The following is a 24,932-nucleotide window of genomic DNA, read 5'->3' on the forward strand; positions in this document are numbered from 1 at the left end:
TCAGGTAGAAAATGTTTCAAAGTCAGTTTACACTAAAGATTAGACTAATTATTTTTATTAACACTTGTATAGTACAATTTATTTCATAAAAGTATAGGGTTTTGGAATCAAGGAGGCAAAAGTTTGGAACCAATAATAGATGAAAAAGTACAAACATTACTTTCTTCATATGAAGATAAACCCGTGTATTTACATGTAGAGACAACGAATGGTGCATATGCTGCACATTTTGATCAACGTGTATTTAACGCGGGCACTTTTTTAAGAAATATTCAAGTCACTTTTGAGCATGCACAGCTTAAAGGTGGCAATAAAGATCCATATCGCGTAGGTTTGAAACTCAAAGATGGCGGTTGGGTCTATGTTCAAGGTTTAACACACTACGAAATAAATGAACATGGTGAGTTTCTATTAGCTGGTTTTAATTATGAAGGTCAATTAGCAGCTGCTTTAGAAATAAGCACTCAATCATTTAAAGCATAAGGAGGATAAATCATGACAGAGGAAAGCCATGTATTAGTTATATTTCCACATCCAGATGATGAATCATTCTCATCTGCAGGTACATTGGCGCGTTATATAGATAATGGTGTACCAGTCACATACGCTTGTTTAACATTAGGTCAAATGGGACGTAATTTAGGCAATCCACCATTTGCCACTCGTGAATCTTTGCCGGACATTCGTGAAAAAGAATTAGAAGCTGCGATGTCAGCCATTGGTATAACTGATTTGCGCAAAATGGGCTTGCGTGATAAAACTGTAGAATTTGAACCTCACGACGAAATGGATGAGATGGTGCAATCATTAATTGATGAATTAAACCCATCCGTCATCATATCGTTCTATCCTCAATTTGCAGTACACCCAGACCATGAAGCTACAGCAGAAGCAGTTGTGAGAACTGTAGGACGCTTGAAACCATCAGAAAGACCCCGTCTACAACTTGTTGCATTTAGCAATGACGCGCCTGAAAAATTAGGTGAACCTGACATTCTAAATGAGATCAGTGATTATAAAGAGGTAAAACTTCGCGCTTTTGAAGCACACGCATCTCAAACGGGACCATTCTTGAAACAACTTGCTACACCTGATGTTTCTGGAGAAGCGCAAAGCTTTTTAGAAGTTGAACCTTATTGGACTTATAACTTTGAATCTTAAGTGGAGGCAATATCATGACAGAATTTGATTTATCAACTCGAGAAGGTCGATGGAAGCATTTTGGTTCAGTTGATCCAATCGAAGGTACAAAACCAACCGTTAAAGAAGAAATGACAGATTTGCAAAGCACGAATAAAAACTACTTATTTGAAATTGAAGAAGTAGGCATTAAAAATCTTGTATACCCTGTATTAGTAGATCGTTTCCAAACAGCTGGAAACTTCAGTTTTTCAACTAGCCTTAATCAAGATGAAAAAGGTATAAACATGAGCCGCATTCTAGAAAGTGTTGAAAAACACTACGATAATGGCATTGAATTAGATTTTGATTCTTTATATCGACTTTTGCGTAGCTTACAAGAGCGCATGGAACAAAATGCTGCTGGTGTTGATGTTTCAGCTAAATGGTTCTTTGACCGTCACAGTCCGATCACGAATATTAAAGCAGTAGGTCATGCAGATGTGACATACGGTATGGCGATAGACAAAGAAAGTATTACACGCAAAGAAATTACACTACAAGCTGCAGTTACAACATTGTGCCCTTGTTCAAAGGAAATTAGTGAGTATTCGGCACATAACCAGCGCGGTATCATTACAGTTAAAGCTATTTTGAACAACGAAGCTATTTTAACAGACGATTACAAAGAAAAAATCTTAGATGCAATGGAAGCCAATGCAAGTTCTATACTTTATCCTATATTAAAACGACCAGATGAAAAAAGTGTCACGGAACGCGCTTATGAAAATCCGAGGTTTGTTGAAGATTTGATTCGCCTTATCGCAGCAGATTTAGTTGATTTTGATTGGATTGAAGGCTTTGATATTGAATGCAGAAACGAAGAATCTATTCACCAACATGATGCTTTTGCAAAAATAAAATATAGAAAATAGCACGCATAGCTACAAATCAATATAGCAAGTCATCAAAAATTAGGCTACTGAATTTCTAAATGATAATAGAAGTTTAGCAGCCTATTATTTTTGATTCTAACTTTGTTTTATTTTCAAAAAATTTTCCCAACAATTAAACTTTCTATAGTTACTAAATAATGTTATTTTTCTCCAAATTCATTACTTAAATTTGTAATAGTAAAATTTTAATGGTTCATTTAAAAATACCACCACTAAATATCCCCATCTGCAACTAATTATAAAATAATGTATATTAACTGTTAAATTTTATTAATGTTCTATATACAATTTTCATATTAAAATAATGACAGTAGTAGTTTATAATTAATTTTTATTTTGATGTAAGTGGTGAAATCAATAAAATGGATTATACTTTAAAAACATATCATGCGAAGCATGTCCCTATAAGTCAATTAAGCAGACCACATTTTCTGCATGTTTTTTTAATAACACAAGGAGAATTTATGGTTTTGAAAAACACTACTTTCCACCATTTTAAAGTAGGTGACGTATTTCATGTCCATGACTATGAATCCATTACACAACTCTCTTTTAACGGTAGTTTAATTTGTCTTTCACTAAATAATTTTTACTATTATCAATACTTTCAGAAACTAAATTTTGACGCTATTGAACATATATCGATTAAAAAAGAGAGACGCGTCCAATTTTTAGATATAGTTGATGCGATTCAACATCAATCTATAAGTAACTTAAACGAAGCCATTAAGCATTTGATTAAAAATATTCAATATTCTGAGTATCATAACTCGCAAAGTTCCGAAATACAATGCAGTTATAAAACAGCTTTAATTAAAGATGTGGTTCAATATGTAAACACACATTTAACTACTAAAATAACTTGCAAACAAATCGCTAATTATTTTTTTGTAAATAATAGCTTTCTATCAAGAGAATTTTCAACATTGATGAACTGTAAATTATCTCAATATATTACGTCATCTAAAATTCATGCTTCCGTATGTGATTTGCTTAACGGTGATCATTTAAATATCGTACAACAACGTTACGGTTTTCGCACTCAAAATGAATATTGCTATCTTTTCAACAATGTTATTGGTTGCCATCCTTCCGATATTCACCCCCATACAAAAAGTCGGTCAGAAATTCAACATTTAAAATTCGATTTTTATCAACAATTTCAATCTAACGCATAAAAGTAAAATATTAAAAGTGTGGTGACAACATGAATACTATTATTTATGAAGAAAAAAGAGGATTGATTAATAAAGTGGTGAAACAAAACTTGAATCTTACTATTTCCGAAGTAATCATTTTGGATAAATTACTCTATCTCAATAAAAATAAAATAAATGCTATTGAATTGAAAAAGTTATTACAAGTCCAAAATTCACCTGTTTCATCACAAATCAATCATTTTATCGAACTTAATCTTTTAAAAAAGTCTCGAGATCAAACTGATGAAAGATGTATTTATTTGCATGATATCAAGTTAGCAGAAATTAAACAGCTGATTGAACAGTATCATTTAATTGTTGATTCAATACTTCACAGTAGTGCTTAATTCATTACCAACAACATAAGAGCGCATATAAAATCAAATTAACGTTTGATTTTATATGCGCTCCAAAACCTTTAGATTATGTACATCGTAAGATACAACTTCTATTGTAATCTTTTAATCAAAAATAACTTCACATTATTTCAAATGTTCATACGGACTATTTTTTACAAACGAAATAATTTGATCTACAAATAATCTCGAACGTAATTGAAACTCCTCATTATCCAAATAATAAGTACCATCATCCAATTTATTATAATCTGTATCATGTGTCGCAATCTGCGTTGGTACTGCGATACCGAGTAATGAACGTACAATCAAACGTAAATGAGACAATGGTTCAGAACTTACAATACCACCACTGTTGCCGATTAACCCCACTGGTTTCATTTTAAAATCATCCATCGTTAAATGATCTAATGCATTTTTTAAAATACCGGAATATGAACCATGGTAGTTTGGTGTTCCTAATACAAAGAAATCTGCATTTCGCGCTTTAGTTTGTAATAATGTTAAATTATTTTTATATACTTCACTTGGTGAAGATACGCCAGAAACATCCAATTGATGAATTGGATGTTCTGCTAAATCAAAGATTTCTACCTCAAAATATTGGTCTTCAAAATGACCTTTTAAATAATGGGCTAAGGCATTTGTATGCGAGCCCATTTTAGCACTCCCTATTATGATTAATCCTTTCATCTACACTTTCACCTCATGCTATGATTTGTTATTTTCTCTAAGTAGTTTCATTATCGCTTTACCCACACCGCTTTGTTCATTAGAATCTGTTTCATATTTTGCGATTGCTTTAACTTCTGGTGCCGCATTTTCCATAGCGACTGAATAGCCAACGCGTTCCAACATTGAAACATCATTCATATTATCACCGATTGCCATAACATTTTTCATATCAATATTTAGGCGCTCTGCAATCGTGTTTAAAGCAATACCTTTTTGTGCATCTGAATGCGTAATTTCTATATTTCCGCGTGATGAAGAAGAAACTGCCAAACTTTCTGATTTTGCTAATGTTTCACTAACTCGATCTATTTTTTCTAAATCACTATCAAAAGCTAATATTTTCATTACAATTTCACCAGGTGTATCTTGAATTTTGTCATAATTATCAACTACTTTTAACGTACCGTTATCAATACGTTTTTGAATACCACTTTTTATTTTTTCCACATCTGCTTCTTGTCCAGCACGTTGTGCAATATCAATATAAATCTCTAAGTCCCGTAATGGATTTTCAGTATAGATGCCTAAGTTCGTATACACTTGATAGAAAATATTTTCTTTATTTAATTCTTCTGTAATTCGATTTATGAGTTCTCTATTTAAATTTGAAGTGCTCATAATATTAAATGATTCATCTCTTACTTCTGCACCGTTCAAACAAATATATGGCACTTTTAAATCTGTTTGGTTGATTGGTGCATTCGCCTCATAAAATGCACGTCCTGTAGCAATTACTACTGTGATGCCTTGTGATTGTGCATATTTGATAGCTTGGATATTGTCTTCTGATATTTCATGTGCAGCGTTCAATAACGTACCATCCATATCTGTTGCAATTAAATTTATCATTGGCTTACCTCGTTTCTACTTTATCTCAATAACACCTATTTAATGACACATTTATCATTCGCCATAATTTTGTAACACATTCATATTTTACCAAAAGTTTCACTATTTGTATTATCTTCTGTTCGTATGATTTTCTTCTTTTGTCTAATGTCTTTAAAAAATGTCTTCAATAAATGGCTACATTCCTCTGCTAATACGCCTGTAGTAACTTTTGCGCGATGGTTAAATCTCGATTCTTGCAAGAGATTCATCAAGCTACCTGCACAACCACCTTTTAAGTCTTGTGCCCCATAAATCACTTCGGGAATACGACTCATGACGATTGCGCCGGAACACATCACACAAGGCTCTAAAGTAACATAAAGTTTGCAGGATGCTAACCTCCAACTATTAAGCTGTTTGGCAGCCTTTTGAATCGCAATATGTTCAGCGTGTGCAGTAGGATCTTGGGTGGATTCTCGTAAATTGTGCGCCCGTGAAATGACTTCATTATCTTTCACGACAATGGCGCCTATTGGTACTTCTCCAATAGCACCAGCTTTTCGTGCTTCTTCTAGCGCAATTTCCATATAAAATTGGTCAGTATACATGTGTCTATCACCTCACATATGGTACAATATTTATTGTCTATTTTAACATTGGAGCGGTAAAAACATGAAAAAACAATTTATTGCTGTTGAAGGACCGATTGGTGTCGGTAAATCTTCACTAGCACATAAGCTTAGTCAAACTTTTAATTATTATGAAGAAAAAGAAATTGTAAATGAAAATCCTTTTTTATCCGATTTTTATGAAGACATTTCCAAATGGAGTTTCCAAACAGAAATGTTCTTTTTATGTAATCGTTACAAACAATTTCAAGATCTTGAAGCAATTCATACGGGCATCGTAAGTGATTACCATATTTATAAAAATAAAATATTTGCAAATAATACTTTAACACCTTCTGAATTCGATAAATTTTCTAGAATTTACGATATTTTAACTGAAGATTTGGAAATGCCAAATGTGATTATCTTTCTAGATGCAGATTTAGAAATATTGAAAAAGCGCATCGCATTACGCAATCGTAGCTTCGAACATCAGATAGAAGACGACTACTTACTTAATTTAAAACGTGATTATAATGCATATTATCATTCATTAAAAGCAGATGGTGAAAGTGTGATTCGAATAGATACGACTGATTTAGATTTCATGAAGCAAGAAAATGATTATAATTATATTTTAAATTTAGTGCAACCATTGATTGGAGGAAAAGATGATGAATAAATACGGTATCCCTCAAGATGCTGTGATAACAATCGCTGGTACAGTCGGCGTTGGAAAATCAACATTAACGAAAGCTTTAGCACAAAGATTAAATTTCAAAACTTCTTTTGAAAATGTAGATCACAATCCTTATTTGGATAAATTTTATAATGATTTTGAAAGATGGAGCTTTCATTTGCAAATATATTTTTTAGCTGAGCGTTTCAAAGAACAAAAACGTATGTTTGAATACGGTGGTGGTTTTATCCAAGACCGCTCAATATACGAAGATGTTGATATTTTTGCTAAGATGCATGAAGAACAAGGCACAATGAGCCCAGAAGACTTCAACACATATTCTGAACTATTTAATGCTATGGTCATGACACCCTACTTCCCAAAACCAGATGTACTTATTTATTTAGAATGTGATTATGATGAAGTGATTGATCGTATCAAACAACGTGGTCGCCAAATGGAAATTGAAACAGATCCAGAATATTGGCAAAAATTATTCAAACGTTATGAAGACTGGATTAGTGAATTCAATGCGTGTCCAGTTGTAAGGGTGAACATTAATGAATATGATTTACATGCAGATCCAGAATCTTTAAACCCTGTCATTGATAAAATCCGTCACATCATTGAAACTTATCGCAATGTAGATCAACGATAATATTTTCACTGTTTGAAAGTATTTAAAAAACAACAATACGTACGCTATAAAACAAATTTTGGAGCACACAATAAAGGGTCGGACAACGAAGTCATTTTAAATAAATTCATTCTGTCCCACTTCAACAAGATAACTCATTCACCTGAGTTAAAAGCCCATGCATAAGTCCCACTAACCTAACAAGTTGGGAAGTGGAGTTAAGGATTACCTGAGCTGTTGCTCATGCATAAGTCCCACTAACCCAACAAGTTGGGAAGTGGAGTTAAGGATTACCTGAGCTGTTGCTCATGCATAAGTCCCACTAACCCAACAAGTTGGGAAGTGGGACTTTATTCAATATGTTTACGATATATAATCTTTTCTATCTCATCTTCATCAACATATTTACTATAATAATATTCATCTGTTTGGTCGAGATCAAATGTACTTGCTTTATCTTCATCTTCAGTTCCAATATACAATTGACCCTCTACGTCTTGATATAAATCAAAAATAGCACCACTATATCTCGCTTCTTGATATAATTCATAAAGTTCATCAACATCGTCTCTGGCTACATTTTTATAATATAACGTATGCGCAGCGTGGCGATATGTTTGTGCTTCAAAACCATGTTCTGTAGCTCGTTCATCTTCAGTGACTAACAATACCTCATTACTTACAATTTCTACCACTTTATATGTTTCCCCACGATAAGTTGCATATCTTCCATCAATCATTCAATCACCCCATATACGTTTTATACAAAAAGAGGCTGAGACATAATGGATTCGTACCAACCTCATTTCATATTGTCAGTAGATGACTGAACTGAAAATGCGCTTTAAATCAAGTTTTTTTCAATTCTAGTCATCCTTGCTAGGGTTGGACGACAAAATCTATTTAATATAATTAGATTTCTGTCCCACTCCCATATTTTGTGCATCATTTCTATTATTATAATATATCGACGACACTATTTGCAGTTTCAAAAATATAATCCGCTTGAGCAAAAGATTCTTTTAAGCCAACACCAGTTAAAACTGCAACTTTCAACCCTAATTTAGCATTGATGCCAGTTTGGATATCATTCGCAGTATCCCCTATAATTGCTACATTTTCAGGTTCTACATTATATCTATAAAAAAGCGGATTCAACACTTCAGGATTTGGTTTTTCAACGGCATCCGCTTCAGTAGAAATTACAATATCGAAGTAATGGTCGAATTGTGTGTATTCCAAAAATTGCTCTACCCCTTTTTTAGAATCACTTGTCACAATACCTAATTTGTAACCTCTTTGTTTCAACGTATCTAGTGTTTCGCTGATGCCTTCAACTAAAACATTTTCTGGCACCCTATTATCAACAAGTGTTTGACTTCTTTGTTGAGCCCAATTTGTTACATCTTGATTTGCAATTTTACAAAATGCCTCAATCATTTCATCTAATGCTCCTGACGCCATGATCGTACCTGGTTGAATTTCGCCATCTATGATACCTAAATACGCGTAACTTCCATCTATATCACCAATCGAATCCTTATATGTTTCCATAAAGTCATCAACGAGTTGCAACCCTATTTTCATCCAACTGCGATCAAAATATATGATTGTGCCGTCTTTATCAAATAATATCCATTCCATGTTTTCAACAGCTCCTATGTTAAACAATATGTATCACTCAATTTACTACTTAATTTTAATATAAAAATCGTTCTTAAAACAAATAACTCAACTAACACACTGACTATGCACACCGTTTAAAAAACTAAAATTTAGGTTATGACGTATAGTAATACCACAAAAGAGGTGAATACATTGACGCCTAATCCTAATATTCAAATAGAAACCATTTCTTGCGACAGCGATGATTCGATTCCCAATAACTCCAGATATGCATTACTGCTATATAAAAATGTAATCAAGCAAAAAGAGAGCCCTCTAGATATTTTATCTAAGAATAATTGGTCAAATGCTTGGCGTGGTGGCATATTTCCAACACATCATTATCACAGCAATACACATGAAGTACTTATTGTTGTTTCAGGAAAGGCCACCGTACAACTAGGCGGTGAACTTGGCCCTCATGTAGATATACAACAGGGTGATGTCATTATCATACCAGCTGGTTTTGGCCATAAACTTGTTCATAGTCATCATGATTTTGCAGTAATTGGTGCTTACCCAAATGGTAATGATTATGATTTTTGTACAGGGAAACCTGATGAATGGCCACAAAATTTAGAGAATATCAAAAACATAAGTTTACCTGACACAGATCCAATATATGGCAAGGATGGCCCACTATATAAATATTGGCAATAAGTTGAAACATCGCTGTCTTAATGCTGATGGTTTTCAAACAAAAAAGAAGGAGCAAGACGCTGAAATCTTTGTTAAATTAGATTTCTGACTTGCTCCTTTTATTGTAATAACTATTGTTATCGATTTTTGAAAAAACTTAATATCTTGGTACAACTACTCTCCAGCCGTTCGGATCATCAAGTTTACCACTTTGAATACCAACATAATTATCATATAAATTTTGAGTTACTTCTCCTGTTTCATTATTATTGATAACTATTTCAGTATCGCCGTATTTCAATTGACCAACTGGTGAAATAACCGCTGCTGTTCCAGTACCGAATACTTCAGTTAATGCACCATTATGGTGTGCTTCAATTAGCTCATCGATAGATACGCGACGTTCTTCTACCTCATAGCCTAGATTTTGCGCTAATTCAATGACTGTTTTTCGTGTAATACCTGGTAAAATACTACCATTTAATTCTGGTGTAACCACTTTGCCATTTTCTACAAAGAAGATATTCATACTGCCGACTTCTTCAACATATTTCTGCTCTACACCATCTAACCATAATACTTGATCATAGCCTTGTGCTGATGCATTTGTTTGTGCTAAAAGGCTAGCTGCATAGTTACCAGCAACTTTTGCATGACCAACACCGCCACGGACAGCACGCACATATTCATCTTCCACATAAATTTTTGTAGGATTTAAAGAGTCCCCGCCGTAATATGAACCTGAAGGTGATAGAATGATTAATAATTTATATGAATATGAAGGTCGTACGCCTAAAATGCCTTCAGTAGCAAATACATAGGGTCTTATGTATAATGATTGACCTTCCCCCTCTGGCACCCAATCACGTTCGATATCTACTAATTGTTTTAAACCTTCTAACAAGGTATCTTCATCAACTTTAGGCATATCCAGACGTGCCAAAGAATTGTTAATACGTTTAAAATTTTCAGATGGTCGGAATAAATCTACCTCACCATCATGTTTGTAGGCTTTCAATCCTTCAAATACTGCTTGTCCATAATGTAATGCTTGGGCTGCTGGAGAAAGTTCAATTGGTCCATAAGGCACAATTTTCAAATCATGCCAACCTTGATCAATATCATAATCGAAACTGAGCATATAATCTGTGAAATATTCTCCAAATCCTAAATTACTTGGATCCGGTTTTTCTTTAAGGCTTTCACGCTGTATCAATTTAATTTTTTCTGACATGACTGTTTCCTCCAATGTTCTATTAATAGGTAATACATTAAATTATACCAATCAGAATAGTTTCGTTCAATAATTTTCAAAAAATTTAAAAAATAACAATATCTTTATGTTAGACTAATTAAATTTATTAAATCAAGCTTATCATTATATAAAAAAATAGTACATAAGTGGCTCTGATTAAAGTAAAAACGTTCATATTTACTGATATACTTTAGAAATTCACATTTATATACCGCAATTTATTATTAGAAATTAAGCTTAAAGTTTTCATTGATCATATGTATTGAACAATGAAAAAAAAGGCATATTTTTAGGGTTAAAACTTATCAATTGCATTAAATTGCCACAGTGCTAACGTTTACGTAAATAAGAGGAGTGACAGGTTTACGGGTTTGAAATATGTAACTCACATCCTAGACAAACATGTCCAATCAAAATCGTAAAAATTTAAATACAAAAGAACGCTAACCCACAATGGATTAGCGCTTTTATTTTGAAAAAGATTATTATGTGTTAGTCACTGCTTCATCAATCATTGCAAAAATAATTATCTGACTTTATCTTTTCTTGAGATTTCTTTAAGCATCACTTCTGTCATTTTAGCTAAATCATATTTAGGGTTAAAGTCCCACTCTGCTCTAGCACAACTAGTGTCGATACTATTTGGCCAACTATCCGCAATTCCTTGTCTGTCTGGGTCAACTTCATAATTTAATTTAAAATCTGGGTAATGTTCTTGAATTGCCGCTTTGACCATTTCTGGTTCAATGCTCATTGCACTCAAATTATACGCATTACGATTAATTAATTTCACACCGTCTGCTTCCATTAGCTTGATAATTGCATCAACCGCATCTTCCATATACATCATATCCATAAATGTATCTTTGGCAATATAGCTTGTATACTGTCCTTCACGAACTGCTTTAAAATAGATATCTACTGCATAATCTGTTGTACCGCCACCAGGCTCTTTAATATGTGATATTAATCCAGGGAATCTAACACTTCTTGTATCTACACCAAATTTATCAAAGTAATATTGACATAATAACTCACCAGCAACCTTATTAACACCATACATAGAAGTTGGTCGTTGAATCGTAACTTGTGGTGTGTTTACTTTCGGTGTTGAAGGTCCAAATGCACCAATTGAACTTGGTGTAAAGAACTGTAAATCATATTCTCGAGCTACTTCTAAAGCATTTAAAAGACCACCCATATTTAAATCCCATGCAAATTGTGGATTTTTCTCAGCCGTTGCAGATAATAGTGCAGCCATATGCATTAAAGTATCTGGTTTAAAAGACTCAACGATTTCTGTCATTCTGTTTTTATCTGTAACATCTAAAATTTCAAATGGGCCATCAGCAATCGCTGAACCTGCTTCTGGCTCTCTAATATCTGTAGCAAGTACATTATCGTTTCCATATAACCCTCTACATTTTACTACGAGCTCCGTACCAATTTGACCTAAAGCACCTGTAATCATTATTTTTTTCATAATCAAAAACTCCCTTGTTTATTACAGAAAATGTAATGTATTTTTGTAGTGGACAAACATCTAGTATTTATAAATATTATACTATAAAAGCGCTTTTTTGTATACCACGAGTGTACATAAATCGATTTGTTATATTTTAATGATATTTTAGGCAAAAACTGAATATTGTTAAGTTTTTTATCTCAATTCGTGAGAAAACCTTATCATATATTGCTTTTGACATTTCTTTATGAATTTGATATAAAACAAACAAATACATTACGTGGAGATGATGATATGTTGCATAACAATGCTTCATTATTAATACAAAGCAATTACTGTCTATAGTTTGATGCTTTGTTTAAAATTTCTTTTCACAAAGCATCTTTTGCTTTTAAGAATTATAATGTGAAAGGAATTTAAAAAATTGGAAAAACAACTTTATCCATATCAATTTAACTATATCAAAGAACGCATCGCACATTTACTTAATGCTTATAAATCTGTAAATGACTTAAATACAATTACTTCTATAAAAGAAACAACCAAAGAAGACATTTATCAACAGTTTCATCAAACAGACGATACGCTGATTGAAGCTATTGAAAAATTAATGAATATACGCATTTCTAAAGCTCAAGTAGATAAGATTTTAGCAACTTTACAAACATATGTCATACCATTTGAACACCCTTCAAAGAAGCAAGTTGAAAAAACTTTTCGTAAAATTAAAAAGCTTAAATCGCCACTTATTAGTGATGAAATTCTTTTGGAAAGTACTTATATTGGATGGAACGATATCGCTTCAAACAGAAAATTCATCATCTATTATGACGAACAAGGATTACTAACTGGGTTTTATGGTGACATTGCTAACCAAACCGTTAAGGGTTATTGCGCAATTTGTAATAAGGAATCTAATGTCGCTCTATTTATGCGTAAAACTCGTACTTCTAGTGATGGACAATATACCAAAAAAGGTGACTATATTTGTTTTGACAGTATCAAATGTAACCAACAATTGTCAGACATTACACAATTTTATCAATTCGTCGATAAAATACAGTCATAAAATTTATATCTAAACTAACATGTTAACCGTCTAGGATATCAAGCACAAAATAAGGGGTAATGAGACAGAAATCTAATTTTAATAATAAGATTTCGTCCTCCCACCCCTGTAGCGATGACTAAAATTGAAAAACGTAGCGCTCAAGCTCATGCATATGTCCCACTTCTCAATTTATTGAGTTAGTGGGACTTTATTTTTTTAAATACTCAATAAAAGTACGAATTGTTTGTTCATTAACATGATCAACATTTGTTAAAGCTGTAAAATAAATATAATAATCAAACGGCGAGCCAATGGGTAACATCTCAATTAAACCATTTAATATAAATGGATCATCTTCTAGCATCAAACTCGATACGATACTTACACCCAATCCTTCAGAAACTGTTTTAATCAATACACTTGGGTTATTCGTTCTAAACACAATTTTTAACGGCCCATTCTCATCTTCAAATGCTTTAAAATTATTATGATAAAAATTGCGATCATACAAGACAAAAGGAAACTGTTTAATCGATTCCATTTCAACCATGCTTTTTAAAGACAGTTTAGATTTTTTAGGTACAATTAGTTTAAAATCAGTAGATAAATTTAATGAATGTGGGACAATACGATGACTAAAAGTTTCATTTTCAGTTTTTCCTATAAGTCCGATGTCTATCTCATTATTTTCAATCATTTTTATAATCTCTTGTCTATCACTTTCAAATACTTCTACGTCAATATGCGCATAGTCCTTTTTAAAGTTTGATAAAGCTTTAGGTACAATTTTATTAAATAAAGTTGGTATGGTAGCTATTTTCAATGAACCTTTGATATTACTATGCAATGCTTCTACTTCAGATAATAAACCCGTCTGAGCTTCTAAAATATCTATAATCAAAGGTATAAGTCGTTTTCCAACTTCCGTCGGCAATGTCCCTTTGCGTGAACGATTAAAAATTTTATATCCTAATTCTGACTCTAAATTAGCAATGGACTGACTCATTGCTGATTGGCTAATATGCATAGCTTCTGAAGCATGAACAATAGATTCTAACTCATAAATCTTTTTTACGTACGATAATTGTTCAAAATTCATTATATCCCCCTTACATTAGTAAAGCTTATGTAAACTTAAAAAATTCTAATTATACATTAGTATATATTATCTATTATAATAAATCATGGTTAAAAATTTATATTAAAGGACGGTATTAAATATGTACGATAAACTCTGGTCAAAAGATTTTATCTTCATTACAATGACAAACTTTTTAATGTATTTAATACATTATACATTAATCGTCACTGTCACTATATTTACGATTGATAAATACCACGCCTCGGAAAGCATGGGTGGTTTAGCAGCTGGTATATTCATCATCGGTATGTTATTTGGACGTTTAGTATCGGGAAGAATTATCGATAATCTGCAACCTAAAAAAGTGTTAATATACGGTATTATTTTCTCAATCATCACTGTTGCTTTATACTTTGCAATCAACAGTCTTCTTATATTAATGATAGTAAGATTATTACATGGCATTGCTTTTGGTCTATCTTCAACTGCAACTGGTACAATTTCATCTAGAATTATTCCAGATAAACGTAAGGGTGAAGGTATTGGTTATTATGCATTAAGTGTAACGACCGCTTCAGCAATCGGACCATTCACTGGTATCATATTAAATCAAAGATTTGGTTTCGAATCTATTTTTATCGTTAGCTTGGCAGTCATTATTTTCGCTTTTGTTATCTCATTATTCATCAAAGGGTTACCAAAACCAAAACCGTCAACAACGGACAATGAATCTAAGCAAAAAGGGCTTAGTGCTTATATCCAAAAAGAAGCATTACCAATATCCTTTGTTATCATATTCGTTGGTATCGCATATTCTAGTGTACTATCGTTTTTAACTGTTTATACAGAACAAATCAACCTTGCTACCGCATCTAGTTTCTTCTTTATTGTATATGCAGTAAGTACCTTTGTTACACGTCCGTTTACTGGAAAAATTTATGATCATTTCGGTGAAAATAAGGTAATGTATCCAGTATTAATTAGCTTCATGGTTGGACTCATACTTTTAAGTGCAACACATACAAGTTTATTATTACTTATTTCAGCAATTTTTATTGGTATCGGTTACGGTACAATCATTCCAAGTGCGCAAGCGATTGCTATACAACAGTCTCCAGTAGAAAAAATTGGACTCGCAACTTCTACTTTCTATATGTTTGCAGATTTTGGTGCTGGTATAGGACCATTTATTTTAGGTGTGATTATCCCAATTATGGGTTATCGTAATTTATATATCACTATGGCTGCACTCGTTATTTTATCTATAGTACTTTATTTCATTCTACATGGAAAAAAAGTAGCTAAAAATACCAGTTATTAACGTTAAGCTTATGTAACCTAAACAAACCATTGATATACAAACGATTTCTTTAAATACAAAAGTTCAGTCACAATATATTTTGTCGCATTAATAAGGCAAGCAAACGAAATTCGTTTCCGTTTGCTTGCCTTATTTTTTGATAAATTTTTAATGCATTTCACTTTAAATCACCGCTAAACTGGCTTCAATTTCAGTTTTCTTCGCTTCAAAATCACAATTCTGTTGCTCTAACGGCTTACCTGTTTCGGCAATATTTTTGATACTTTCTATTTGAAATTGCCATCCAGCAAAATCTAGTGTAATATGTGGAAATTCAAAAGGTAAATACTCATAAAAGATGAGTTCTACATAGGATTGATGTTCATATAATTCAAATTTCACTTTCCCAATATCCCATGTAAAACCAATCCTTTTATTTGCTTCAAAATGTGTAATACGCATTTCTAAATCTTCACTATCATCTAAGTGAAACAACATTTTTCCACCTTCTACGCGTTCTTGAAATGACAATTGAGGAAACCATTGTTGTATCCCTTCCGTGGTACTTAAATAATCAAAAATACTATGTGCATCACTCTTGATTTTCAAATTTATTGTTTGATAAACACCTGATTGATCTTTAGCATACTGTATCGCCATTTTTATCCTCCTAAAAAAATAGGAATATAACCTATAAGTAATCATTACTTTGGTTATATTCCCTAAAAATTTTTTTATTATACTTTTTCTTTGGATTGTGATTGAAGCGCTTTTTCTTTTTTCGTGTAATTAAAATAGATGAGTCCCAATAAGATAAACCATATTGGCGACAACACAACACCCATTCTTGTGTCAGGTACAATAAATAATATCAACAACACAAAGACAAAGAATAATTGTACAAACCTTGCAGTGTGAATACCACCTGGTAACTTGAACTGACTTTCTTTGTGGTGGTTAGGATTTGATTTCGCATATTTTGCATAAGCATGCATGATGAACATCCATACAACAACTAACAAAATAGTTGAAATTGCAGTTACGTAGAAAAATACTTGTGTCGCATTTGGAATAAAATAATTTAAAAGTACAGTTATAGATAACAACGCACAAGTGACAAGTATTGCGACAAAAGGTACACCTCTATGATTCGTTTTCATTAGCAAGTGGTGTGTTTGACCTTTTTCCGACAGTCCAAAGAGTATTCTACTATTTGCAAAAATACCACTATTACAAGCCGATGATGCTGCTGTAAGTACTACAAAATTGATTAAACCAGCTGCAAACGGTACACCAATTAATGCAAATAAGCTGACAAATGGACTGTTGTTCGGATCTATACCCTGCCAAGGAATAATTGACATCATAACGGCTAAAGCACCCACATAAAATAGTAAAATACGAATAGGTACACTATTGATCGCTTTAGGTATCGTTTTATGTGGATTTCTCGTTTCACCTGCTGTAATACCTAGAATTTCTATACCTGTAAATGAGAAAACAACCATTTGAAATGACATAAAGAATCCAGAAGCACCATGTGTAAATAATCCACCATTACTATAAATATTAGATATACTCGTTTTTCCAAATGGCGTTTGAATCGCAAATATAATCATCACTACACCCACAACTATGAGTGCCAATATCGTTACAACTTTAATAATGGCAAACCAAAATTCTAACTCACCAAACATTTTAGTACTCGTTAAGTTAAAAGTCATGAGTATCAAGATACAAGCTAATGATGTAATCCAATTTGGTAAATCTGGAACCCAATATTCTACATATTTCGCAACAGCTGTAATTTCTGCCATACCTGAAGTTATCCATGTTAACCAATACGTCCATCCTGTTACAAAACCAGCAAAAGGCCCAATTTGATCATGAGCAATATCTGCAAATGTTTTGTATTTCGTATTAGCAAGCAACATTTCCCCCATCGCGCGCATAAATAAAAATAAAACAAAACCTACAATAATGTAAGTGAGTAATATCGATGGTCCAGTCAAACTGATAGACTGACCTGCCCCTAAAAATAGGCCAGTACCAATAGCACCACCAATAGCAATAAGTTGAATGTGTCTATTGCTTAACTCTCTGTTTAATTTATTTGTCATAAATTTGCTCCAATTCCTTTGTTTTAAAACATAATCAACATATAGAACTTAAAATCATACCCCTTAACTTCAAGTTGCAAAATACTATAAATCAAAAATGTTTGATTGTATAATATTATTTATTTCTGAAAATTACAACTATTCCTCAAAATTATTTTAAATAAAATTGTGTTATTACACTATTATTTTATTTATACTATAAAGTTTATGAGTCATTTACTATATGATTTATTTCTATTTTCATTGTGCATTATGTTGATTTCATTCTATATCACTATTGCGAGGTAAAATCTATGTAAAATATAAATATTTAAGACGTATGTTTCTTCATTGTTCATAGCTATAGTAGAGAAGTCTAGTTATGACATAGTCCCAATATAGATGAGCAATACACAATGTAACGTGTCATAAAAAAATATAACTATTATAATAAATATATGGTCTTTAATCATGGCTAGCCATTTTCGTACACCATTAAAAATCACTTTTAACTATCCCATGAGCACTTATATTTTAGTAACATTAAATATAACTATCTACAACATCATTCTCCTTTCAATATCTATTAAGATTTAAGTATAATTAACCAATTTTGTAATGTTGATTTTCACCACTGTAATGTGTTTTCTTGGCGTCCTCTGCAATATTTAATCACTATTTAAGCTTAAAATGAAATATTTGTTCACAAAAAAATTATACACCTTTATATTAATTGAATTTTCTAACTTTTATAAAAATTCAGTTATTATGTATTGATTTTATATCTTATTATCTATAACATTTATATATAAGTAACTTATATATTGAAGTAATGATAGAGGAGATAAACATGACAGAAAATAATAACTTAGTAACTTCGACTCAAGAAATTATGAAGGAAGCCCTACATAAATTAGGTTTTGACGATGGTATGTATGAACTTGTCAAAGAACCTTTAAGATTTTTAGAAATTCGAATTCCTGTACGCATGGATGATGGCACTGTCAAAACGTTTAAAGGATATCGTGCGCAACACAATCAAGCTGTTGGCCCAACAAAAGGTGGTATCCGTTTCCACCCTGACGTGAATGTAGAAGAAGTCAAAGCATTATCGATGTGGATGACAATGAAATGCGGTATCACAAACTTACCTTTCGGTGGTGGTAAAGGTGGCGTTATATGTGATCCAAGAGAAATGAGTAATTTAGAACTAGAACGTTTATCACGTGGTTATGTCAAAGCTATCTCGCAATTTGTAGGACCTGCCAGTGATATTCCAGCACCAGATGTATATACAAACCCCCAAATTATGTCCTGGATGATGGATGAATATAGTAAAATCAACCGTTCAAATGCATTTGCGTTTATTACAGGTAAACCACTTTCTTTAGGTGGTTCGCAAGGCCGTAATCGTGCTACAGCGCTAGGTGCTGTAATCACAATTGAAGAAGCTGCCAAACGTCGAAATATTAATATTGCAGGTTCTCGTGTAGTGATTCAAGGTTTTGGTAATGCCGGAAGTTTCATTGCTAAAATTTTACATGATAAAGGTGCTAAAATTGTCGCAATATCGGAAAGTCGAGGCGCTTTATATGATCCTGAAGGTCTAGATATTGAACACCTTCTAGCATTGAAGGAACAACATGGTCGTGTAACACCATTGTTTGAAGAAGTCCTTCCTAATGAAAAATTATTTGAACTCGACTGTGATATTTTAATTCCTGCAGCATTATCTAATCAAATTACAGAAACAAACGCACATTTAATTAAAGCTAAAATTGTGGCAGAGGCAGCCAATGGCCCTACGACACAAGAAGCGACTAAAATATTAACGCACCGTGACGTTTTAATCATACCAGATGTACTTGCTAGTGCAGGTGGCGTAACGGTATCTTATTTCGAATGGGTTCAAAATAATCAAGGCTATTATTGGTCTGAAGAAGAAATTATCACGAAACTTGAAGAAAAGATGGTTGAAGCATTTAATAAAATTTATGATTTGGCAGAAAATAGAAAAATGGATATGCGCTTAGCAGCTTATGTTGTAGGTCTAAAACGTACAGCTGAAGCAACACGTTTCCGTGGCTGGGCATAATACTTACTTTCTATTTTATGGCGCAAAAAGCTGATTCAAATTTGAATCAGCTTATTTTTTTACCTTAGTATTCACGATTTAATCAAATTTCAAAATTAAAATACTTTCCTATTGATATATTTACATTTTTAAAAGGTTTAAAAATAGAATTTTCTGAATTTATTTGAAATTAAAAATTATCCAATATATACTTATTTACAACAAAGGGGAGGTTATACATTATGAAAAACAATATTTATGGTAATGTACCATGTTTTTTAAATAGTAAAAATCTTACATCCACAGATAAATTAGATACAGATGTTATTGTTTATGGTGCACCTTTTGAAGGTGAAAGTACCTGGGGTGACTATACTGGTGTTGAATTAGGTCCAAAGCAAATTAGAGTTTGCTCAGCACGTTATAGTCAATATTTACCAGAGTTGAACCATATTGATATTAGCGAACATTTAACAATGGGCGATGTAGGTGATGTACCATTTGTTGCGCACAATAATCAACAAAGCTATGAAAACATTGAAAAATTCACTAAAAGGCTATGGGAAAGTGAGAAATTTTTAGTTGGTTTTGGTGGTGAACATGGTGTCACTTACCCTATTCTTAAGTCACTGACAGAAACGGGTAAAAAAGTGGGCATTATACATTTGGATGCGCATTATGACAACATGCCTGATTATGAAGGAGAAATTTACGCTCGTAATACCCCATTCATGAGATTATATGAAACAGATGGTATACGTAATGAAAGTATCATTCATACAGGTATTCATGGTCCTAGAAACAAACCAGAGACAGGCCGTTATGCTCAAGAAGCTGGTGCAGTAACACTTACGATTAATGATATTAGAGCAGCAAAAGATTTAAAACAATATGCTAGAGACATTTATGCTCAAGCGAGTAAAGATGTAGATGTCGTCTATTTAACAATTTGCAGTGATGTACTAGACTTTGCCTTTAATCCGGGCGGTCCTGTAGATGGCAATGGACTAAGTTCTTATGAACTATTAACAATGATATATGAGTTTGGTGCGTTAGGCTTATGCGGTATGGATTATGTAGAAGTTTATCCAATGCAAGACGCAAACCAGAACTCTGCACACTTCGTTTCAACAGCTGTATTATATGTACTTGCGGGTCATGTAAATTATTTAAATAAAACGAAATAATGAGGGGTGATGACATTGGTCAAAAATGTAAGGAAGATTATTAAATCTCTTGGTCCTGGTATGATTATCACCGCTTCATTTATTGGTCCTGGAACCGTAACAACAATGACACAAGGTGGCGCTGGGTTTGGTTATAGTCTATTATGGGCTGTTGTTTTCTCAATTGTTGCAACCATCGTACTCCAAGAAATGATTATTCGACTGTCACTCGTAACAAGAGAAGGTTTAGGGGAAGCAATACAAGAATTGTTTGCCCATAAAGTAGGTAAACTGATTATTGTATGGTTTACCTTAATAGCTGTAACCATTGGCTGTGCTGCTTATATTAGTGGCGATTTATTTGGAACTTCACTTGGTGCAGCATATCTATTAAATTTACCAGAAAATCTAGTAGCCCCTATCATCGGCTTTATTATTTTACTTATCGGGTTATTTGGTAATTATAAATTTTTAGAAAAAATAATGATTTTTCTTATGGTAATCATGGGCATCATCTTTATTACAACTATGGTTGTGATTAAGCCCGATATTTTTGGTATTTTAAAGGGTGTATTTGTACCTACGATTCCGAATGGCTCTATTATAACTGTCATAGCATTAATTGGAACAACAGTAGTGCCTTATAATTTCTTCATCCACTCTACAGCAGTACACGAACGTTTTAATGGTATAAAAGAACTCAAATTTGCGCGTTGGGATACTATTATTTCAATAACTGTTGGCGGTATTATTTCGGCAGCTATTCTTATTGCCGCTGCCACATTAATTCGAGGCGATGAAGTCAAAAGTATTATTCAACTTTCTGGACCACTTAAACCAGTTTTAGGCGATGCTGCACCCTTTGCAATTAGCATTGGTTTGTTTGCAGCCGGGCTTTCATCAGCGATTGCTTCCCCTACTGGTGCGGCAGCTACAATAAGTAGCTTATTAGGATGGAAAGGTGGCATGGAAAGTAAAAAATACAAGATTGTATTTACAGTCATTATCCTTATTGGTATTACAACATCCTCACTCGGATTTGAACCATTAGAAGTATTGTTAGTGGCACAAGCTTTAAATGGTATTATATTACCTATCGTTGCCATACTAATCTTTATTATCATCAACAAGAAAAATCTAATGGGCCGTTTTGTCAATAACATTTGGCTTAATATTATCGGTTTTATCGTTGTTTTAATCGTGACATTCTTAGGCCTTTATAGTCTAGTTGACGCAATTACAAGTTTCTTGTCTTAAATAAAAAAGACGTATAGTCCAATTGTCTACAAAATTGGTTACTATACGTCTTTTATTTACATTTTTAGCGATTACATTAAACGTTTTTCACTAAATTTATTATAAACCCATCTAATTAATAATGCAGCACTGATAAACAGACCGATATAGCCAAATGTTTTAAACACAAAGTTTACAAGATCTACAAAACCAATAAAACTTAAGATAAAAGCTACAATTAAAGAAATTGCCAAAAGTGCAACGTAGCCTTTACTACTTGGTCGTGTAAATCTACTTAGAAATGGATACAACATACCGATACAGCTATTGAAAATAACACCAATCATCACTGCTGACATAAATACACCTATATAAGGATGTATATCATTCGCCAATAATAATGTAGGAATATCTACACTATTAGCATTTTGGATGTTAGCCATTAATCCACACGTCATAATTAATAACAATATACTAAATGATAGGCCACCGTAAAACGCTCCCCTACGCGCTGTTTTATGACTCATAGCATCACTACCAACGATGGTTAGGAAACTAAAGCTATTTCCAATAATTAATCCTCCATAAACAATCGCATCCCACCACCATATGGAACTAGACGTTTTAGATGGTTTTGTATATTGTGCTACCTCTGAAAATGGAATTGTAGGATTGATAATGTTATAGCCCGCAATCACTAAAACTGCGATTACTAAAAACGGTGTCACTACGCTTAATATTGTCATGATTTTATTAAATCTAAGTTGCAGTACAATAAAAAGTAAAATTACAATCGCTAATGAACCTGTCCACATCGGAAGTCCAAACCCTTGATAAAGTGCAGACCCTCCACCAGCAATCATGACCACAGTTAAACCAAATAAAAAGAAAATTGTTAAATAATCAATTACCTTACCGACATATTTTCCGAAAATATGGTTTAATGAAATTTCATATGTATTCGCGTCCAGACGATAACCAATTTTTGAAATTTGCCTAGTTGCAAACGTTACAATAATACCTGTAAGAATTACTGCAATATATGCATAATTTCCATGGTTAACAAAGAATTGTAATAGTTCTTGGCCCGTTGTAAATCCTGCGCCAACTATAAAACTAAGATAAGCGAGCGCAGTCTTAACTGCAGCCTTATTATCTTTACTCATTTATCATACATCCCCTTCAACGTTAGTTACTATGTACTATTTATCAGGTTTTCAAAATAAATAATCGTTGTGCCAATAGATTAAAAACACAAAAATCGAAACAAACGGGAGCGAGACAAATATCATACTTTCATAGTAGATGCTTTTGTCTCGCCCCAACAAAAGTAACTAGGATTAATAAACAATTTATCTAGTCAACTTTTCACTTCATTCAGCTCATAACAATCGTATTCAATTAAATCAAAGCCATTCATTTATACCTAGATCCAAAAAACTTTAAAATTTAACCTAAATAGCTCCTGCCTCTTCTAAATTTTTCCCTTTCGTTTCCGGTGCCATATAAATTGACAGTATAAAACCAATAAATAATAGGGTTGATGAAATATACATTGTTATACTTAACCCATAATTTTCTAAAATCATCGGAAAGAAAAATGTACTTAAAGCAGATGCTAATCGACTCACAGTAGTAGTAAATCCTCCACCTGTACCACGTACATAAGTTGGGAATAGTTCATATGGATAAATCCATTGGTGGCTTCCCATAGCTGTATTGAAAATACCGTAAATAATAAATAGTACAAGTATAATTAGAAATGGAGCGTTTCCTCCAGATACTATACCTAATGATAACAAAGCTAGTGCAGTAATCAAGAAGGGCCATATCAAAGTTGGTCTTCTTCCATATTTTTCAACTAAGTATAATGCTGGAAAAATACCTATTAAATAAAACATATTAATAACAGCAGATCCTAAATATTTTTGTGAGCCTTCATGGAATCCAAATTGTGAAAGAATCTCAGGGATATACGTTCCAATAGCAAATGTAGTCATCACTTGTAATGACCAAAATACAGAAACAAAAAATGTACGTCTGCCATAACCATTTTTAAAAATATCTGCCAAATTTGTTTTCTTATGCTCATGAATTGTATTTGAAACAACCACGTCGTCACCAAATATTTTTTTTACAATTTGTGCTGCTTCTACACTTTTTCCTTGTTTTGTTAACCAGTGTGGAGATTCTGGCATATTAAGTCGAGCTAATAATAAAAAGATAATTGGTAAAGCCCCGCTTAATAACATCCATCTCCAACTCTCTGTGCCTAATGGGAGCATAAAATAACCAACAAGATACGAAATAGCATAGCCAATAAACCAAAATGCATTAATGCCACCTAGCAATGCTCCCCTATGCTTTCTGGGTGCAAATTCGCTCATAAGTGAACCAGCTATTGGATAATCTGTACCTAGTGCAATACCAATCAACAGTCTCAATACCACTAACTGCATTGGATCTGCAACAAAAAATTGTGCGGTGGTGAAAACACCTAATAACAACATATCAATAATAAACATTTTTTTCCGTCCTAATATGTCTGTAAAATAACCGCCAACTAAACCGCCAATGACCATACCTGCTAATGTCCCCATACCTAGTAAACCAACCATCGTCACAGACATTTCAAAATCATTTTGCATTACTGAAAGTGCGATGGCTATAATTCCTAAACTATAGCCATCAACAAAAGAACTGCCACTAGCATAAGAAAAAATTTTCATGTGAAACTTGCAAAAGGGCATATCCTCCATAGATTTATTTGTCATAAAATAG

The 24,932-nt window shown here is 32.9% G+C and carries 25 protein-coding genes; 13 read left to right on the forward strand and 12 right to left on the reverse strand.

The genetic code is table 11. The annotated features are described in order from the left end of the window. Positions 1-123 precede the first annotated feature (123 nt). The 5 genes from KA926_RS02825 to KA926_RS02845 all read left to right on the forward strand — a co-directional run bounded on the left by KA926_RS02825 (position 124) and on the right by KA926_RS02845 (position 3,621). Complete coding sequence (locus tag KA926_RS02825) at positions 124-483, forward strand: YojF family protein (RefSeq protein WP_107386567.1); 360 nt, start codon at positions 124-126, stop codon at positions 481-483. A 12-nt stretch (positions 484-495) separates the two neighbouring features. Further along, positions 496-1,161 (forward strand): bacillithiol biosynthesis deacetylase BshB2, encoded by a 666-nt coding sequence (gene bshB2, locus KA926_RS02830; protein ID WP_192959391.1) that lies wholly within the window; start codon positions 496-498, stop codon positions 1,159-1,161. A 14-nt stretch (positions 1,162-1,175) separates the two neighbouring features. After that, the gene (gene folE2, locus KA926_RS02835; RefSeq protein ID WP_107386566.1) at positions 1,176-2,054 is read left to right on the forward strand and encodes a GTP cyclohydrolase FolE2; all 879 of its coding nucleotides are present in this window, start codon (positions 1,176-1,178) and stop codon (positions 2,052-2,054) included. Between the two features lie 383 nt (positions 2,055-2,437). Next, the gene (locus tag KA926_RS02840; RefSeq protein ID WP_210143563.1) at positions 2,438-3,253 is read left to right on the forward strand and encodes a helix-turn-helix transcriptional regulator; all 816 of its coding nucleotides are present in this window, start codon (positions 2,438-2,440) and stop codon (positions 3,251-3,253) included. A gap of 29 nt (positions 3,254-3,282) precedes the next feature. Further along, on the forward strand, positions 3,283-3,621 hold the full coding sequence (locus tag KA926_RS02845) for a transcriptional regulator, SarA/Rot family (protein ID WP_107385811.1): 339 nt from the start codon (positions 3,283-3,285) through the stop codon (positions 3,619-3,621). Positions 3,622-3,756: 135 nt separating this feature from the next. Here KA926_RS02845 and KA926_RS02850 read toward each other — a convergent pair whose 3' ends face one another. The 3 genes from KA926_RS02850 to tadA all read right to left on the reverse strand — a co-directional run bounded on the left by KA926_RS02850 (position 3,757) and on the right by tadA (position 5,804). After that, entirely contained in the window at positions 3,757-4,323 is a 567-nt protein-coding gene (locus KA926_RS02850; protein ID WP_103211207.1) for an NADPH-dependent FMN reductase, read from the reverse strand. Between the two features lie 18 nt (positions 4,324-4,341). Then, positions 4,342-5,214 carry a Cof-type HAD-IIB family hydrolase gene (locus KA926_RS02855; protein WP_107384015.1) on the reverse strand — a complete coding sequence of 291 codons (873 nt, stop codon included), beginning with the start codon at positions 5,212-5,214 and terminating at the stop codon, positions 4,342-4,344. 80 nt (positions 5,215-5,294) lie between these two features. After that, positions 5,295-5,804, reverse strand: a complete 510-nt coding sequence (tadA, locus tag KA926_RS02860; protein ID WP_107385813.1) for a tRNA adenosine(34) deaminase TadA — start codon at positions 5,802-5,804, stop codon at positions 5,295-5,297. Positions 5,805-5,868: 64 nt separating this feature from the next. Here tadA and KA926_RS02865 point away from each other — a divergent pair, with 64 nt between their 5' ends. Then, positions 5,869-6,486, forward strand: a complete 618-nt coding sequence (locus KA926_RS02865) for a deoxynucleoside kinase (RefSeq protein WP_192959389.1) — start codon at positions 5,869-5,871, stop codon at positions 6,484-6,486. Further along, on the forward strand, positions 6,479-7,141 hold the full coding sequence (locus KA926_RS02870; protein WP_107384018.1) for a deoxynucleoside kinase: 663 nt from the start codon (positions 6,479-6,481) through the stop codon (positions 7,139-7,141). The genes KA926_RS02865 and KA926_RS02870 overlap by 8 nt, the downstream gene beginning before the upstream one ends. 329 nt (positions 7,142-7,470) lie before the next feature. Here the strand turns inward: KA926_RS02870 and KA926_RS02875 are convergent, their stop codons facing one another. Together KA926_RS02875 and KA926_RS02880 are read right to left on the reverse strand one after the other, a co-directional pair. Further along, positions 7,471-7,860, reverse strand: a complete 390-nt coding sequence (locus KA926_RS02875) for a hypothetical protein (RefSeq protein WP_107385815.1) — start codon at positions 7,858-7,860, stop codon at positions 7,471-7,473. Between the two features lie 217 nt (positions 7,861-8,077). Beyond that, the gene (locus tag KA926_RS02880; RefSeq protein ID WP_107504833.1) at positions 8,078-8,764 is read right to left on the reverse strand and encodes an HAD family hydrolase; all 687 of its coding nucleotides are present in this window, start codon (positions 8,762-8,764) and stop codon (positions 8,078-8,080) included. A 165-nt stretch (positions 8,765-8,929) separates the two neighbouring features. Here KA926_RS02880 and KA926_RS02885 point away from each other — a divergent pair, with 165 nt between their 5' ends. Next, a complete protein-coding gene (locus KA926_RS02885) occupies positions 8,930-9,445 on the forward strand; it encodes a cupin domain-containing protein (protein WP_319016537.1) in 516 nt (171 codons plus the stop codon). Between the two features lie 136 nt (positions 9,446-9,581). On the opposite strand, the gene KA926_RS02890 is transcribed toward KA926_RS02885, so the two are convergent. Together KA926_RS02890 and KA926_RS02895 are read right to left on the reverse strand one after the other, a co-directional pair. Continuing rightward, positions 9,582-10,658, reverse strand: a complete 1,077-nt coding sequence (locus tag KA926_RS02890) for a branched-chain amino acid aminotransferase (RefSeq protein WP_107384022.1) — start codon at positions 10,656-10,658, stop codon at positions 9,582-9,584. A gap of 547 nt (positions 10,659-11,205) precedes the next feature. Beyond that, positions 11,206-12,162: an NAD-dependent epimerase/dehydratase family protein gene (locus KA926_RS02895; protein ID WP_107385818.1), complete on the reverse strand. Its 957-nt coding sequence runs from the start codon at positions 12,160-12,162 to the stop codon at positions 11,206-11,208. A gap of 406 nt (positions 12,163-12,568) precedes the next feature. Between KA926_RS02895 and fusF the strand changes: the two genes are divergently transcribed. Then, positions 12,569-13,213 (forward strand): fusidic acid resistance EF-G-binding protein FusF, encoded by a 645-nt coding sequence (gene fusF / locus KA926_RS02900; RefSeq protein ID WP_183077236.1) that lies wholly within the window; start codon positions 12,569-12,571, stop codon positions 13,211-13,213. A gap of 190 nt (positions 13,214-13,403) precedes the next feature. On the opposite strand, the gene KA926_RS02905 is transcribed toward fusF, so the two are convergent. Further along, complete coding sequence (locus tag KA926_RS02905) at positions 13,404-14,294, reverse strand: LysR family transcriptional regulator (RefSeq protein WP_183077237.1); 891 nt, start codon at positions 14,292-14,294, stop codon at positions 13,404-13,406. 121 nt (positions 14,295-14,415) lie between these two features. On the opposite strand from KA926_RS02905, the gene KA926_RS02910 reads away from it, so the two are divergent. Continuing rightward, a complete protein-coding gene (locus KA926_RS02910) occupies positions 14,416-15,597 on the forward strand; it encodes an MFS transporter (RefSeq protein ID WP_210143564.1) in 1,182 nt (393 codons plus the stop codon). A gap of 162 nt (positions 15,598-15,759) precedes the next feature. On the opposite strand, the gene KA926_RS02915 is transcribed toward KA926_RS02910, so the two are convergent. Both KA926_RS02915 and KA926_RS02920 read right to left on the reverse strand, forming a co-directional pair. Continuing rightward, positions 15,760-16,236, reverse strand: coding sequence for an SRPBCC domain-containing protein (locus KA926_RS02915; protein WP_154409569.1), 477 nt, complete (start codon positions 16,234-16,236; stop codon positions 15,760-15,762). Positions 16,237-16,313: 77 nt separating this feature from the next. Next, positions 16,314-17,696, reverse strand: coding sequence for an amino acid permease (locus KA926_RS02920; protein ID WP_210143565.1), 1,383 nt, complete (start codon positions 17,694-17,696; stop codon positions 16,314-16,316). Between the two features lie 829 nt (positions 17,697-18,525). Between KA926_RS02920 and KA926_RS02925 the strand changes: the two genes are divergently transcribed. The 3 genes from KA926_RS02925 (at position 18,526) to KA926_RS02935 (ending at position 22,172) form a co-directional block, all read left to right on the forward strand. Continuing rightward, positions 18,526-19,770: a Glu/Leu/Phe/Val family dehydrogenase gene (locus KA926_RS02925; protein ID WP_107384029.1), complete on the forward strand. Its 1,245-nt coding sequence runs from the start codon at positions 18,526-18,528 to the stop codon at positions 19,768-19,770. A 221-nt stretch (positions 19,771-19,991) separates the two neighbouring features. Further along, positions 19,992-20,936, forward strand: a complete 945-nt coding sequence (locus KA926_RS02930; protein ID WP_210143566.1) for an agmatinase family protein — start codon at positions 19,992-19,994, stop codon at positions 20,934-20,936. 60 nt (positions 20,937-20,996) lie between these two features. Continuing rightward, positions 20,997-22,172 (forward strand): Nramp family divalent metal transporter, encoded by a 1,176-nt coding sequence (locus KA926_RS02935; protein WP_481906358.1) that lies wholly within the window; start codon positions 20,997-20,999, stop codon positions 22,170-22,172. A gap of 71 nt (positions 22,173-22,243) precedes the next feature. Here the strand turns inward: KA926_RS02935 and KA926_RS02940 are convergent, their stop codons facing one another. Both KA926_RS02940 and KA926_RS02945 read right to left on the reverse strand, forming a co-directional pair. Beyond that, positions 22,244-23,317 carry a YkvI family membrane protein gene (locus tag KA926_RS02940; RefSeq protein ID WP_192959450.1) on the reverse strand — a complete coding sequence of 358 codons (1,074 nt, stop codon included), beginning with the start codon at positions 23,315-23,317 and terminating at the stop codon, positions 22,244-22,246. 288 nt (positions 23,318-23,605) lie between these two features. Continuing rightward, entirely contained in the window at positions 23,606-24,925 is a 1,320-nt protein-coding gene (locus KA926_RS02945) for an MFS transporter (protein ID WP_210143568.1), read from the reverse strand. Positions 24,926-24,932 lie beyond the last annotated feature (7 nt).

This window comes from Staphylococcus sp. GDY8P94P (genome assembly GCF_017892255.1).
In the GTDB taxonomy this organism is placed as follows: domain Bacteria; phylum Bacillota; class Bacilli; order Staphylococcales; family Staphylococcaceae; genus Staphylococcus; species Staphylococcus cohnii.

What these genes read in the sequence shown, in the direction of transcription:
- KA926_RS02925 (WP_107384029.1), top strand. Translation starts at nt 18,526, where the DNA reads ATGACAGAAAATAATAACTTAGTAACTTCGACTCAAGAAATTATGAAG.
- KA926_RS02935 (WP_481906358.1), top strand. Translation starts at nt 20,997, where the DNA reads ATGATTATCACCGCTTCATTTATTGGTCCTGGAACCGTAACAACAATG.
- KA926_RS02865 (WP_192959389.1), top strand. Translation starts at nt 5,869, where the DNA reads ATGAAAAAACAATTTATTGCTGTTGAAGGACCGATTGGTGTCGGTAAA.
- KA926_RS02850 (WP_103211207.1), bottom strand. Translation starts at nt 4,323, where the DNA reads ATGAAAGGATTAATCATAATAGGGAGTGCTAAAATGGGCTCGCATACA.
- KA926_RS02875 (WP_107385815.1), bottom strand. Translation starts at nt 7,860, where the DNA reads ATGATTGATGGAAGATATGCAACTTATCGTGGGGAAACATATAAAGTG.
- KA926_RS02940 (WP_192959450.1), bottom strand. Translation starts at nt 23,317, where the DNA reads ATGAGTAAAGATAATAAGGCTGCAGTTAAGACTGCGCTCGCTTATCTT.
- KA926_RS02855 (WP_107384015.1), bottom strand. Translation starts at nt 5,214, where the DNA reads ATGATAAATTTAATTGCAACAGATATGGATGGTACGTTATTGAACGCT.
- KA926_RS02880 (WP_107504833.1), bottom strand. Translation starts at nt 8,764, where the DNA reads ATGGAATGGATATTATTTGATAAAGACGGCACAATCATATATTTTGAT.
- KA926_RS02895 (WP_107385818.1), bottom strand. Translation starts at nt 12,162, where the DNA reads ATGAAAAAAATAATGATTACAGGTGCTTTAGGTCAAATTGGTACGGAG.
- bshB2 (WP_192959391.1), top strand. Translation starts at nt 496, where the DNA reads ATGACAGAGGAAAGCCATGTATTAGTTATATTTCCACATCCAGATGAT.
- KA926_RS02905 (WP_183077237.1), bottom strand. Translation starts at nt 14,294, where the DNA reads ATGAATTTTGAACAATTATCGTACGTAAAAAAGATTTATGAGTTAGAA.
- tadA (WP_107385813.1), bottom strand. Translation starts at nt 5,804, where the DNA reads ATGTATACTGACCAATTTTATATGGAAATTGCGCTAGAAGAAGCACGA.
- KA926_RS02910 (WP_210143564.1), top strand. Translation starts at nt 14,416, where the DNA reads ATGTACGATAAACTCTGGTCAAAAGATTTTATCTTCATTACAATGACA.
- KA926_RS02845 (WP_107385811.1), top strand. Translation starts at nt 3,283, where the DNA reads ATGAATACTATTATTTATGAAGAAAAAAGAGGATTGATTAATAAAGTG.
- folE2 (WP_107386566.1), top strand. Translation starts at nt 1,176, where the DNA reads ATGACAGAATTTGATTTATCAACTCGAGAAGGTCGATGGAAGCATTTT.
- KA926_RS02920 (WP_210143565.1), bottom strand. Translation starts at nt 17,696, where the DNA reads ATGACAAATAAATTAAACAGAGAGTTAAGCAATAGACACATTCAACTT.
- KA926_RS02930 (WP_210143566.1), top strand. Translation starts at nt 19,992, where the DNA reads ATGAAAAACAATATTTATGGTAATGTACCATGTTTTTTAAATAGTAAA.
- KA926_RS02915 (WP_154409569.1), bottom strand. Translation starts at nt 16,236, where the DNA reads ATGGCGATACAGTATGCTAAAGATCAATCAGGTGTTTATCAAACAATA.
- KA926_RS02945 (WP_210143568.1), bottom strand. Translation starts at nt 24,925, where the DNA reads ATGACAAATAAATCTATGGAGGATATGCCCTTTTGCAAGTTTCACATG.
- KA926_RS02840 (WP_210143563.1), top strand. Translation starts at nt 2,438, where the DNA reads ATGGATTATACTTTAAAAACATATCATGCGAAGCATGTCCCTATAAGT.
- KA926_RS02890 (WP_107384022.1), bottom strand. Translation starts at nt 10,658, where the DNA reads ATGTCAGAAAAAATTAAATTGATACAGCGTGAAAGCCTTAAAGAAAAA.
- KA926_RS02870 (WP_107384018.1), top strand. Translation starts at nt 6,479, where the DNA reads ATGAATAAATACGGTATCCCTCAAGATGCTGTGATAACAATCGCTGGT.